This is a genomic window from Streptomyces sp. V2I9, assembly GCF_030817475.1.
GTDB lineage: Bacteria > Actinomycetota > Actinomycetes > Streptomycetales > Streptomycetaceae > Streptomyces.
On sequence record NZ_JAUSZJ010000002.1, the window covers coordinates 1,361,964 to 1,374,844 of the forward strand.

The 12,881-nt window shown below is 72.4% G+C and carries 10 protein-coding genes; 5 read left to right on the forward strand and 5 right to left on the reverse strand.

Annotation, left to right across the window (positions count from 1 at the left end; genetic code table 11):
* Positions 1-21 precede the first annotated feature (21 nt).
* From QFZ71_RS06120 to ybaK, 4 genes are all read left to right on the forward strand, one after another.
* Positions 22-1,623, forward strand: a complete 1,602-nt coding sequence (locus tag QFZ71_RS06120; RefSeq protein WP_307667242.1) for an oxidoreductase — start codon at positions 22-24, stop codon at positions 1,621-1,623.
* A 255-nt stretch (positions 1,624-1,878) separates the two neighbouring features.
* Positions 1,879-2,922 (forward strand): hypothetical protein, encoded by a 1,044-nt coding sequence (locus tag QFZ71_RS06125; RefSeq protein ID WP_307667243.1) that lies wholly within the window; start codon positions 1,879-1,881, stop codon positions 2,920-2,922.
* Between the two features lie 5 nt (positions 2,923-2,927).
* Positions 2,928-3,692, forward strand: a complete 765-nt coding sequence (locus tag QFZ71_RS06130; RefSeq protein WP_307667244.1) for an LON peptidase substrate-binding domain-containing protein — start codon at positions 2,928-2,930, stop codon at positions 3,690-3,692.
* Between the two features lie 15 nt (positions 3,693-3,707).
* Complete coding sequence (gene ybaK, locus QFZ71_RS06135; RefSeq protein WP_307667245.1) at positions 3,708-4,208, forward strand: Cys-tRNA(Pro) deacylase; 501 nt, start codon at positions 3,708-3,710, stop codon at positions 4,206-4,208.
* Between the two features lie 179 nt (positions 4,209-4,387).
* Here ybaK and QFZ71_RS06140 read toward each other — a convergent pair whose 3' ends face one another.
* The 4 genes from QFZ71_RS06140 to QFZ71_RS06155 form a co-directional block, all read right to left on the reverse strand.
* Positions 4,388-5,140, reverse strand: coding sequence for an ABC transporter permease (locus QFZ71_RS06140; RefSeq protein ID WP_307667246.1), 753 nt, complete (start codon positions 5,138-5,140; stop codon positions 4,388-4,390).
* 90 nt (positions 5,141-5,230) lie between these two features.
* Positions 5,231-6,076 carry an ABC transporter permease gene (locus tag QFZ71_RS06145; RefSeq protein ID WP_307667247.1) on the reverse strand — a complete coding sequence of 282 codons (846 nt, stop codon included), beginning with the start codon at positions 6,074-6,076 and terminating at the stop codon, positions 5,231-5,233.
* 124 nt (positions 6,077-6,200) lie between these two features.
* Positions 6,201-7,184, reverse strand: a complete 984-nt coding sequence (locus QFZ71_RS06150) for an ABC transporter ATP-binding protein (RefSeq protein WP_307671348.1) — start codon at positions 7,182-7,184, stop codon at positions 6,201-6,203.
* A gap of 117 nt (positions 7,185-7,301) precedes the next feature.
* The gene (locus QFZ71_RS06155; RefSeq protein ID WP_307667248.1) at positions 7,302-8,576 is read right to left on the reverse strand and encodes an NYN domain-containing protein; all 1,275 of its coding nucleotides are present in this window, start codon (positions 8,574-8,576) and stop codon (positions 7,302-7,304) included.
* 334 nt (positions 8,577-8,910) lie between these two features.
* On the opposite strand from QFZ71_RS06155, the gene QFZ71_RS06160 reads away from it, so the two are divergent.
* Positions 8,911-9,090, forward strand: a complete 180-nt coding sequence (locus QFZ71_RS06160; protein ID WP_307671349.1) for a hypothetical protein — start codon at positions 8,911-8,913, stop codon at positions 9,088-9,090.
* An 88-nt stretch (positions 9,091-9,178) separates the two neighbouring features.
* Here the strand turns inward: QFZ71_RS06160 and dnaE are convergent, their stop codons facing one another.
* Positions 9,179-12,715 carry a DNA polymerase III subunit alpha gene (gene dnaE / locus QFZ71_RS06165; protein WP_307667249.1) on the reverse strand — a complete coding sequence of 1,179 codons (3,537 nt, stop codon included), beginning with the start codon at positions 12,713-12,715 and terminating at the stop codon, positions 9,179-9,181.
* Positions 12,716-12,881: the final 166 nt, after the last annotated feature.

The window sequence follows — 12,881 nt, forward strand, 5'->3', positions numbered from 1 at the left end:
GTGTGCACGGAGGGAGCGGCCGTGACCGAGCCGCACGACGGCGACATCCCGGACGGCCTCAGCGCAGCGGAGCTGGGCATGTGGCAGTCCTTCCGCAACGGGACGACCTACGACTTACGGACCTACGACCCGACCCGCAACGACCCGTTCGCCCCGCACGCCTGGGGGCCGGAGCGGAGCGTCGGCGCGCGCACGGTGGCGCGGCTGCTGCTGAGCGGCCCGCCCGCCCGGCCCGGCCGGGTGGCGGCGCTGAAGCTCCGAGGGGTGCGGATCACCGGAAAGCTGGATCTGGCGGGCGGCCGGGTCTCTCCGTACGTGGAGCTGACCGGCTGCCGCTTCGAGCAGGAGGTGGTGCTCCCGGAGTGCCATTTCACGACGTTGCGGCTGGTGGGCTGCGCGCTGCCCCGGCTGGAGGCGGCGCGGCTGCAGACGGAGGGCGATCTGCATCTGCCGCGCTGCCGGGTCGACCGGGGCATCCGGCTGACCGACGCCCAGATCGGGACGGACCTCCTGATCAACCAGCTCAGCGTCGGCCCGGACCGGCACGGGCGGGCCGTCGTCGGGGACGGCATGACGGTCGCGCAGGACCTCCAGGCGGAGATGATCGAGACGCTGGGCGAGCTGAGTCTGCGCGGGACCAAGGTGGGCGGTTCGCTGTCCCTGCGCGGCAGCCGGCTGCGCGCGGCGGAGGACCGCCGGGCGCTGAACGCCCCGCAGCTGACGGTGGAGCGCACGCTCTACATGACCGAGGCGTGGGTGAGCGTCGACACGGGGAACCAGGGCACCACTCCCCCGTACGGCGTGGTCTACGCCCCCACCCCGGCGCGCGGCACCCGGTCGCAGATCTTCGAGTGCCGGGGCGGGGTGCGGCTGGACGACGGGCGGTTCGGGGACGCGGTGGACCTGCACAAGGCCCGGTTCACCCTGACGCGGCAGGAGGAGCTGTCGCTGCGCAGGATCGTCACTCCTGAGCTGCGGTTCAACGCGGAGCGCCCGGAGGAGGGCCGGGTCGTGCTGAACGGCGCGAAGGTGGTGACGCTGATCGACCTGTCGACGAGCTGGCCGGGCCCCGGCGGCCTGGCGATGGGCGGCTTCGTCTACGAGAACCTGGTCCCCTACGGCCACTTCCCGCTCTCCCGGCGGCTGGAGTGGGTGCAGGCCGCGACGCCGGAGTACGTCCCCGAGCCGTACGAGCGGCTGGCTGCGGTGATGCGGAGCTGCGGGGAGGACGCGGACGCGCGCGAGGTGCTGCTGGCCAAGCAGCGCCGCCGCCGCGAGACGCTCCCACCCGCCGCGAAGGCGTGGGGGTACCTCCAGGACTGGATGGTGGCGTACGGCTACCGGCCGGGGCGGGCGGCGGTCTGGATGGCGGTGCTGTGGGCGGCGGGCACGGCGGCCTTCGCGCAGCACGATCCGCCGTCGATCAAGGGCACGGAGCATCCGCAGTGGAACCCGGCCCTGTACGCGCTGGATCTGCTGATCCCGGTGATCAACCTCGGGCAGGACGGCTACTGGCGGATGGAGGACGCCTGGCAGTGGGCCGCGGCCGGTCTGGTGCTGGTGGGATGGGTTCTGGCCACCACGGTGGCGGCGGGAGCCTCCCGGATGCTCCGCAGGGGCTGACGCGGAGGGCGTCGCGCGGGGCGCGCGACGCCCGGCCGGAGGGGCTCCGGCCCACGGACACGGGCGATCGGGCCCGAGGGGACCGGCCGCCCCGGCCCGGCGTCCAGCGGGGTGCGCCAGCACTCCGGATGGGCGTGATCAAGCCATCTACGGGCATTTCCTTTGCCCTTTCTTGACCCGGCCCGATACAACCCCTCCACTCGGCACAGAAGCTTCACAGCATGCCTCTGGCGCGCCCTTCACCAGCGCTTTTCAATGGTCTGCACCATGGCATTCCTTCGCGCTCTGCTCCGTACCGCGCGCATGGTCCGGCACAGTTCTCCGCTGTCCGCCGGGCCGGCGGCCGCGGATGACGCGGTGCTGCTCGACGCCCCGGACGAGCGGCTCTCCCCCGCGCTGGTCGCCGCTGCCCTGGGCGACCACGAACCGGCCGCCGGGCTGCTCGCCGCCACGCGGGAGGCGGCGGACTGGGAGAACCGGGACCGCTACCTCGGCCGGCTCGTCACCTTCGCCCGCAACCGGGACGGCTGGCTCGTCGACTGGCTGGCCACCGCCCCGCGCGACCCGGACGCCCTGCTGGTCAAGGCGGAGCTGTCGGTCCGGCGGGCCTGGGAGTCGCCCGCCCGCGCGGAACGGCTGCGCGAGGTCGCCCCGCTGATCACCGCCGCCGCCGACGCCGACCCGCGCGACCCCGTGCCGTGGCGGCTCGCCCTGGACCACGCGCGCGGCACCCACGCCACCCACACCGCCTTCGAGTCGCTGTGGGAGCAGGCGGTACGGCGTTCCGCACACCACTACGGCTGCCACGTGGCGGCGCTGCGCTACCTCTCCGCCGCCTGGTACGGCTCGCACCGCGAGTGCTTCGACTTCGCCGAGCGGGCCGCCGAGGACGCGCGGCCCGACTCCCTGGTGCAGGCCCTGCCGGTCCGGGCGGCCTTCGCGCTGCTCCTGGACTCCCGGGCGGCGAGCCGGACCACCTCGGTGCTGGAGGACCGCGTGGACGCGGCGGCCGACCTGGCGATCAGGCTCTCCGCCGCCTACCGGCCGGGCGACCTGTGGCCGGCGGAGGTCCGCAACCTCCTCGCGTACGTGCTGCTCGCCCGTGGCCGCTGGACGGAGGCGGTGCACCAGTTCCACATGATCGGCCGCCACGCGACGTCGTTCCCGTGGTCGTCGGTGTCCGACGACGCGCTCGGCCGGTTCCTCGACGCACGGGACGGCGCGCGGCTCCGGGCGGCCTCCCCGGCCCCGTCGCGCAGCCGGGCCGACCACGGACGCCCGCGGGGCCATTACGCTTGAGCGTTGTGACCACCGCCCGCCTTCCCCTCTTCCCGCTCAACGCGGTGCTGTTCCCCGGCCTGGTGCTGCCTCTCAACGTCTTCGAGGAGCGGTACCGCGCCATGATGCGGGAGCTGCTGAAAAGTGACGAGGACGAGCCTCGCCGCTTCGTCGTGGTCGCGATCCGCGACGGCCGCGAGACGGCCGCGACGGGCACCGGCATGCCGGACCCCGCCGCGCCCGCCCCGATCATCGAGCGCGCCCCGGCCGAGGGCTTCGGCCCCGATCCGATCCAGACCTTCCACCGGGTCGGCTGTGTGGCCGACGCGGCGACGATCCGCGAGCGCGCCGACGGCAGCTTCGAGGTCCTGGCCACCGGCACCACGCGGGTGAGGCTGCTGTCCGTCGAGTCGAGCGGCCCGTATCTGACCGCCGAGGTCGAGGACGTCACGGAGGAACCGCCCGGCGAGGACGAGGGGGACGAGGCGGGAGCGCTCTCCGAGGGCGTCCTGCGGGCCTTCCGCGCCTACCAGAAGCGGCTGGCCGGGGCGAGCGAACGCTCGCTGGCGACCGGCGCCGAGCTGCCCGACGACCCGTCGGTGGTCTCCTACCTGGTCGCCGCGGCCACGGTCCTGGACGTCCCCACCAAGCAGCGGCTGCTCCAGGCCCCGGACACCGCGACCCGGCTGCGCGAGGAACTGACGCTGCTGCGCAAGGAGACCGCGGTCATCCGGCATCTGCCCTCGCTGCCCGCGGCCGACCTGACGCGGGCCCCCACCCACCCCAACTGATCGAGGACTCCCCCGGTGGCGAAGAAGCCGAAGAAGCAGGCGGGCGGCACCCCCGCCACCGTCGCTCTGAGCACGGCGGGCACGGCCTTCACGGTCCACGCGTACGACCACGACCCGGCGTCCCCCTCGTACGGCGAGGAGGCCGCCGAGGCTCTGGGCGTCTCCCCCGACCGGGTCTTCAAGACCCTGGTCGCGGACGTGGACGGCGAGCTGACGGTCGCGGTGGTCCCGGTGGCCGGCTCGCTGGACCTCAAGGCGCTGGCGTCGGCGGTCGGCGGCAAACGCGCCACGATGGCGGACCCGGCCGCCGCGGAACGCACCACGGGCTACGTACGCGGCGGCATCTCCCCGCTCGGCCAGCGCAAACGCCTGCGCACGGTCCTGGACGCCTCGGCCCGCGCCCACGCCACGATCTGCGTGTCGGCGGGGCGCCGGGGCCTGGAGGTGGAGCTGGCGGCGACGGACCTGGCGGAGCTGACGGGGGCGGTGTTCGCGGAGATCGCGCGGGGCGCGTGAGGAGCGAGGCCCCCGTAGCCCCACGGTCCTTCCGGCGGACCGGTTGTCCGGCCCCGCCGCCGAGCCGGCTTTCCAGCCCCTCCGGCGCTTGAGGAACGGGGTCCGGGGCGGAGCCCCGGTTCCGGGAAGAGACGGGTCTCCGGTTCCGGGAAGGGGAAACAGGTCCGCCGCAGGCGACCCTAGGCCGCCCCGCCCCCACCCGCGGACGGCGGCGACGGCGACCCTCCGGACGGCCCGGAAGCCGACCCCGGCCCCGCGAGGGGCCCCTGCACGGCCCCGTCGTAGTACCCCGAGAACCCCGCCCACTCCGGCTCCGGGTCCCGCGGTCCGAACGCCGCCGTCAGCAGCAGATGGACCGCCATCGCCGCGAACGGCCACGCCAGCACCGCCGCCCACACCGCGTGCAACTCCAGCGGAGCGTCGAACGTCACGCCCCGGCCCGCCTCCTTGGCCCGCCCCACCACGTCGGAGGACGGTCCGAGCCAGACGCCGACCCGCCACGCGATCAGCGAGGCGAGCAGCGCGCCCAGGGCCAGCCCCATGACCACGAGGACGCCTCCGCGCCGCAGCCGCCAGAAGACGGCCGCCGCCGTGAGCACGCCGAAGCCGAGGGCCAGCAGCACGAACGTTCCGTCCGCCCCGATCGCCTCCTCGCCCTCGCTGTTCTTCAGGAAGACGGCCGTGTCGTCCGAGACCAGCGGGACGCGCGGCGCGAGCCACAGCCACAGCAGCCCGAGCGCGATGCCCGAGAGCGCGACCAGGACCGCGACGAGGGCGGCCTGACGGAGTTCCGTCGCCGTGTCCGGGTCGTCCGGCGAGCCCGAGGAGGGCGTGGGGTGGGAGCCGGAGGGCGGGGCCTGCCACGGGTCGTGGGGGCCGGGCTGGTCGGGCGGCGTCAGAGGTGCGGTCACCGTGCCATCGTGCCAGGCCACCCTGTGCGGCGCCTCACCGGATACCGCACACGGGCCCGCCCGGCGCCGTACGTCCCGCGTGGAGACCGGCGCCCCGTACCGACGGGAGCGCTACCGTACGGCCGCGCGCCGGTACGCCCACGTGGCGACGGCCAGCGACAGCACCCCCACCGCCGCGCAGATCACCAGGAAGAACGCGATGAGCCCCCAGTCCGGGCGGGCGTCGAAGGAGCGGGCCAGCGCCTCGACCCCGTAGGTCGAGGGCAGCAGGTCGCGCGCCCAGCCCACCGGCCCCGGCAGCCGCTCGGCGGGCAGGACCCCGAGCAGCAGGGCGGCCGACATCCCGAGCTGGCCCAGCAGGGTCGCCAGTTCCGGGCGCGGGGCGAGCAGCCCGAGCGCCGCGCCGAGCCCGGCCAGGGCGGCGCCGGAGAGCGGGACGACGGCGACCAGGACCCACAGATGGGTCAGCGGCAGCTGGAACAGCACGCTTCCGGTGATCGCGGTGAAGACCGCGCCGGGGACGGTGAACGAGGCGTACGCGCCGGCCGCCCCGAGCACCACCGCGGCGGGCGGCACCGGCAGTGTCGCGTAGTGGTCGAGTCCGCCGCTCGCGCGCAGCTGCCCGAAGTACTGGGCGAGCAGGTTGAGCGCGACGAACGCGACGACCAGGACGCTGGAACCCGCGACCACGGCACGCGCCTCCGCGCCGCCGTCCACGACACCCCGCATCAGGATCATGATCCCGACGGACTGGAACGTCGCCACGAACAGCAGGGGGATGCGGGCCACCCGCGCACGGGAGAGCTGGGCGCGGTAGACGGCGGCCAGCGAGGGCAGCAGCCGGGCGCGCGGGGCGAGGGGGGCCGGTTCCGTACGGGCGGCGGACGCCGGGTCCGAGGGACCGGGCGCGGGCCGGACGCGCGACGGTGCGGTCCTGGCCGGAATGATGCTCGTCACCTGCGGCCGCTCCCCACGCACACGTCCAACCCGTCCCACCTGTCGTGTCCGTCCCGGCCGAGTACGTCCCCGGCGGGCACCGCGCGGTCCGCGCCGTCCGGACTCCTCGGGCCTGTCGTGCCGCTCACGCCTTCACCAGCCCCTTGGTCGCGTCGGCCGCGTCTCCGCCGAGCGCGAGGTAGACATCTTCCAGGCTGGGCGTGGCCAGGGTGAAATCGTCGAGCGCGGCGAAGGCCGCACCGCCCGTCACCGCGGCGACCGCGGCCCGCGCCTCGTCGGGGCCGAGCCGGAGCACCCAGCGCCGCCCGGACTCCTGGGCGGACGGCCGGAGCGCCGCGACCTCGGGGACGTCCAGCGGGGCGCGTTCGCGCCACACCAGCTCGACGCGGACCTCCCCGGCGACCCGCTCCTTGAGTCCGGCGGGGGTGTCGCAGGCGATGACCCGGCCGCGTTCGAGGACGGCGACCCGGTCGAGGACCGTCTCGGCCTCGATGACGTTGTGGGTGACCAGCAGCACGGTGGCCCCGCGCTCCGCCCGGCGGCGGTCCACGGCGGCCCAGACGGCGCGGCGGGCGACCGGGTCCATGCCGGTGGTCGGTTCGTCGAGGACCAGGACGGGCCGGTCCCCGACCAGGGTGGCGGCGAAGCAGGCGAGGCGGCGCTGGCCGCCGGAGAGCCTCTTCAGGGGCCGCCCGGCGAGCGCGGTGAGGCCCAGCTCCTCCAGGACCGCGTCGCGCTCGGCGCGGGCCTCGCGGACGGGGAGGCCACGCAGCCGGCCGGTGGTCTCGGCGGCGAGCGCGACGGTCAGCTCGTCGAGGGCGGTGGACTCCTGCCCGAGGTAGCCGATCAGCCGGGAGGCCCGCTCGGGGTGGCGTACGAGGTCGTGGCCCAGCACCTCGACGCTGCCGGAGTCCGGGCGCATCAGACCGGTGAGCTGGCGGACCAGGGTGGACTTGCCGGCGCCGTTGGGGCCGAGCAGTCCGAAGATCTCGCCGCGCCCGATGTCCAGGCCGATGCCGTCCGTGGCGCGGACCTCGGGCGTCGGCGGGGCGCCGCGGCGGCCCCGCGTCGCGGGATAGGTCTTGACCAGATCGCGCACCGCGCACACGGTGCCGGTGTCCCGCTGCGCCTGTGCTGTGCCCGTACTCACGAGGTACGAGGGTACGGGGTCACATGCCCCGGTTCGCGCCCGGGGCCGTCCCGCGCCGCCCTCCCGGGCGAGCGGCTACTCCCCCGCCGGTACGTGCTCGGCGGCGGCCCGCACGTCGATCTCCCGCCAGAAACCGGCCCGGATCGCGTACCGGTCGTGCTCGTCGATCTGGTCGTCCTTGTGGGCGAGGAGCCCGAAGCGGGCCGCGTACCGCAGGAGTTCGCCGTCGATCCGGTGCGGGATGCGCGGGTACATGGTGGAGAGCTTCTGGAGGTGGACGGTCTCCGGGAGGCGTTCCATCCAGCGGCGGGCGAAGACCTGGCCCACCTCGAAGGGGTCGCCGCCGACGGTGGTGATGTCCTCCTCCCGGTCCGCCCAGCGCTGTTCGGCGCTGGTGACCTGGGCGAGCGTCGGCAGGGAGGCGGTCTCCGGGGGTTCGCCGAGGCCGCCGCGCTCCACCCACCCCTTGTCGGAGGACCAGCGCAGGGTGGCGTTGGCGGGCTGGGTCGGCTGCGGGCGGTCCGGGTGGGCGGCATGGGCGCGCAGCGCGGCCAGATCCTTGGGGGTGGGGACGCCCCGGTGGCCGGTGGGGGCAGGCACTTCGGGAGCGGCCGACGCGGCGGCGGGCGTGGTCTCGGCCGGGACCGGGGCGCCGCCCCCGCCCGAGGCGGCACGGGCCGCCTCGGAGGCGCGTTCGGCGGAGGCGGCGAGCGCCGCCTCGGGGAGCGGGGCGGAGAGGATCGCGGCGATCTCGGGCCGGGTGACGGGCTGCGGGGCGCAGGCGCCGCCGGTGTCCTTGGCGCGTACGGCCTTGGTGATCCAGGCCCGGTCGAGCACCCGGCGTTCGTCCGCCTCGGCGACCAGGTCCTCGGACTGGTTGTAGTCGCCGTCGGCCGCCTGGACCGCCCAGAGGTGGACGGCGACCCCGTGCTCCTTGGCGGACATCAGTCCGGGCAGCAGATCGCCGTCGCCGGTCACCAGGACGATGTCGGAGCAGGCCCGGTTGCGGGCCAGTTCGGTCAGCTCGGCGTGCATGGCGGCGTCGACGCCCTTCTGCGCCCAGCGCCCGTCGCTGCGGGTCAGGGCCCCCAGCCGTACGGTCACGCGGGGCATCACGCGGAGCCGGCGGTGTTCGGGCTGGGGCACCCGGTCGGGGGCCCCGTCGAACCAGTAGATGCGCAGCAGCGGCTGTTGGGTGTCGGCCTCGGCGCGCTCGCGCAGTCCCTGGATGAGGGCGGTGTGGTCCACGGTGATGCGGGAACGGGCGGGCTCTCCGGCCAGCAGACTCGCGGCTGCGCCCAGCAAGTAGCCGGCGTCCACCAGGACGACGCAACGGTCCACGCGTTCCACCCTCTTCCAGAACTCGGGAACGGTTCAGCGGCCCGTTCCCGGGTGACCGGGCCCGCTTACCCAGGGTTTCCTTCGAGTCTGCCCGACCGCGCGGGGCTTGACGGCCGGAACTCGATCATCGGCGTGGCGGATCGGGAGAGGAATGGTGAAAGAAGGCGGAAAGAAGACGAAACGGCGGAGGAGGGGCGGCGCGCGGACCGGGCGGCGCCCCGGAATCGGCCGGCCACCCGAGGCACCTTACGCACAGTAATGATCCAACATGCACTGTTTGCGGGGCTATGTGAGTCTGACAGCGGTCCTGGACAGCCAGGACTCCCCACAGGAGGCATTCACCATGGCCAAGAACAAGAACCGCAAGCAGGGCAGCCAGCACGACCGCGCGTCCGCGTCGGAGCGTAGTGCGGAGCAGGCCAAGTCGACGTCGTTCGAGTCGCAGACCCAGACGCAGGCTCAGGCCCAGGGCAGCCCGTCCGACGTGGCGCGCAAGCACCAGCGGCGCTTCGGCCACAACTGACGCGTCGGCCGCTCGCGGTCACCGGACACCGGAGGGGGGCGTCCCGTGCGGGACGCCCCCCTCGTCATGGCGTGTTCCGGGTCCTGGCTCAGCCGGCCAGGCAGGACGGGCCGAGCAGCACCTTCAGGTCGCCGAAGAGGGCCGAGTCGGCCTTGACCCGGTGCCGGTCGAGCCTCAGGACCGTGGTCTTGCGGGGGCCCTGGAGCTTGATGCGCACCTCGGTGTCGCCCCGGTGGTGGCTGAGCACCTCGCCGAGCCGGGTGACCATCGGCGGGGTGATCTTCACCGTGGGGATGGTGAGGACGACGGGCGCGTTGGTCCCCGCGTTGGAGATGTCGGGGACCTGCATCTCCATGGCCACCAACCGGGGCACATCCTCACGCTTGTCGAGGCGTCCCTTGACGAAGACGACGGTGTCCTCGACGAGCTGGGTGGAGACCAGCTGGTAGGTGGCGGGGAAGAACATGCACTCGATGGAGCCCGCCAGGTCCTCCACGGTGGCGATGGCCCAGGCGTTGCCCTGCTTGGTCATCTTGCGCTGGAGGCCGGAGATGATGCCGCCGACGGTGACGACGGAGCCGTCCGAGTAGTCCCCGCCCATGAGCTGGGAGATCGAGGCGTCGGCCTTGTCGGACAGCACGTGCTCCAGACCGAACAGCGGGTGGTCGGAGACGTACAGGCCGAGCATCTCCCGCTCCTGGGCGAGCAGGTAGGCCTTCTCCCACTCGATGTCGGAGAACTCCACGTCGAGCCCGAAGCCCGGCTCGCCGCTCTCCTCCTCGCCGCCGCCGAAGAGGTCGAACTGCCCCTCGGCCTCCTTGCGCTTGACCTGCACGACGTTGTCGATCATCGGCTCGTGGTGGGCGACCAGCCCCTTGCGGGTGTGGCCCATCTCGTCGAAGGCGCCGGCCTTGATGAGCGATTCGACGGTGCGCTTGTTGCAGACGACCGCCTCGACCTTGTCCAGGAAGTCGGGGAAGGAGCTGTACTTCCCCTTCGCCTTGCGGGACCGGATGATCGAGTCGACGACGTTCTGGCCCACGTTGCGGATCGCGGTCAGGCCGAAGAGGATCACGTCGTCGCCCTGGGCGGCGAAGTTGGACAGCGACTCGTTGACGTTGGGCGGGAGCACCTTGATGCCCATACGGCGGCACTCGTTGAGGTAGACCGCGGACTTGTCCTTGTCGTCCTTGACCGAGGTCAGCAGGGCGGCCATGTACTCGGCGGGGTAGTTCGCCTTGAGGTAGGCGGTCCAGTAGGTGACCAGCCCGTACGCGGACGAGTGCGCCTTGTTGAACGCGTACCCGGCGAACGGCACCAGGACGTCCCACAGCGCCTTGATCGCCGCGTCGGAGAAGCCCTTCTCCTTGGCGCCCTTCTCGAAGAGGACGAAGTTCTTCGCCAGCTCCTCGGGCTTCTTCTTGCCCATCACGCGGCGCAGGATGTCGGCCTCGCCGAGCGAGTACCCGGCGACGATCTGGGCGGCCTTCTGGACCTGCTCCTGGTAGACGATCAGGCCGTAGGTGAGGCCGAGGACCTCCTTGAGCGGCTCCTCCAGCTCCGGGTGGATCGGGGTGATCTCCTGGCGGCCGTTCTTGCGCTCCGCGTAGTTCGTGTGCGAGTTCATGCCCATCGGGCCCGGCCGGTAGAGGGCCGAGACGGCGGAGATGTCCTCGAAGTTGTCGGGCTGCATCTGGCGCAGCAGGGAGCGCATGGGCCCGCCGTCGAACTGGAAGACGCCGAGCGTGTCGCCGCGGCAGAGCAGTTCGTACGTCTTGGGGTCGTCCAGCGGCAGGGAGAGCATCTCCAGGTCGATGCCCTTGTTGGACTTCACCATCTTGATGGCGTCGTCCATGATCGTCAGGTTGCGCAGGCCGAGGAAGTCCATCTTCAGCAGGCCGAGCGACTCGCACTGCGGGTAGTCCCACTGCGTGATGGTGACGCCGTCGGTGTGCCGGACCCAGACGGGGGCGTGGTCGACGATCGGCTCGCTGGACATGATGACGCCGGCGGCGTGCACGCCCATCTGCCGGACCAGGCCCTCGACGCCCTTGGCGGTGTCGATGACCTTCTTGACGTCCGGTTCGTTCTCGTACATCGCCCGGATCTCGCCCGCCTCGCTGTAGCGCGGGTGCTTGGGGTCGGTGATGCCGTTGAGGTCGATGCCCTTGCCGAGGACGTCGGCGGGCATGGCCTTGGTGAGGCGGTCGCCCATCGCGTACGGGTAGCCCAGGACACGGGCGGAGTCCTTGATGGCGTTCTTCGCCTTGATCTTGCCGTACGTGCCGATCATGGCGACCTTGTCGGCGCCGTACTTCTCGGTCACGTACCGGATCACCTCGACGCGCCGGCGCTCGTCGAAGTCGATGTCGACGTCGGGCATGGAGACGCGCTCGGGGTTGAGGAACCGCTCGAAGATCAGCCCGTGCTCGATCGGGTCGAGGTCGGTGATGCCCATGGCGTACGCCACGATCGAACCGGCCGCCGAACCACGGCCGGGGCCCACCGCGATGCCGTTGTTCTTGGCCCACATGATGAAGTCGGCGACGACGAGGAAGTACCCCGGGAACCCCATCTGGATGATGATGTCCATCTCGTACTCGACCTGCTTCTGCCGGTCGTCGGGGACCCCGTTGGGGAAGCGGCGGGCCATGCCGGCCCGGACCTCCTCCTGGAACCAGGTGATCTCCGTGAAGCCCTCGGGGATCTCGAACTTCGGCATGAGGTTCTTCGCCTCGAACATGCCGGTGGTGTCGATCTGCTGGGCGACCAGGAGAGTGTTGGCACACCCCTCCTGCCAGGCGTCGGAGGAGTCGACGGCGTACATCTCGTCCGTCGTCTTCAGGTAGTAGCCGGTGCCGTCGAAGCGGAAGCGGTCCGGGTCCGAGAGGTTCTTGCCGGTCTGGATGCAGAGCAGGGCGTCGTGGGCGGTGGCCTCGTGGGCGTACGTGTAGTGGGAGTCGTTCGTCACGAGCGGCGGGATGTTCAGCTTCTTGCCGATCTCCAGCAGCCCGTCGCGGACCCGGCGCTCGATCTCGATGCCGTGGTCCATCAGCTCCAGGAAGTACTTGCCCTCGCCGAAGATGTCCTTGTAGTCCGATGCCGCCTGGACCGCCTCGTCGAACTGGCCGAGCCGCAGCCGGGTCTGCACCTCGCCCGAGGGGCAGCCGGTGGAGGCGATGAGCCCCTCGGACCACTGGGAGATGGTCTCCTTGTCCATCCGGGGCCACTTCTGGAGCCAGCCCTCGGCGTACGCGTCGGAGGAGAGCCGGAAGAGGTTGTGCAGCCCGGTCTTGTTGGACGCCCAGATCGTCTTGTGGGTGTACCCACCGGATCCGGACACGTCGTCGCGCTTCTGGTGCGGCTGCCCCCACTGCACCTTGCGCTTTTGTTTGCGCGACTCCGGGGCGACGTACGCCTCGATCCCGATGATCGGCGTGACGTCCGCCTTCTTCGCCGAGTGGAAGAAGTCGTACGCCCCGTGCAGGTTGCCGTGGTCGGTCATCGCGATGTGCGTCATGCCCATCTCGTTGGCCGCCTCGAACATGTCCTTGAGCCGCGCCGCACCGTCCAGCAGCGAGTACTGGGTGTGAACGTGCAGGTGCGTGAAGGGCGGCTTGGTCACGGCGTCGGGCCTCCGGGAAGTCGGGCGATGACGGACGGGGGGACAGCGTGGAAGTCTACGACGTGACGGAGTCGGACGACGGGCACTCCCGGCTCCCGCCGAGCGTTGGAGAGGGCGGGACCCGTGTCCGTTTTGTCATGCACTCGGTCACGCCGATCCGCGGTTC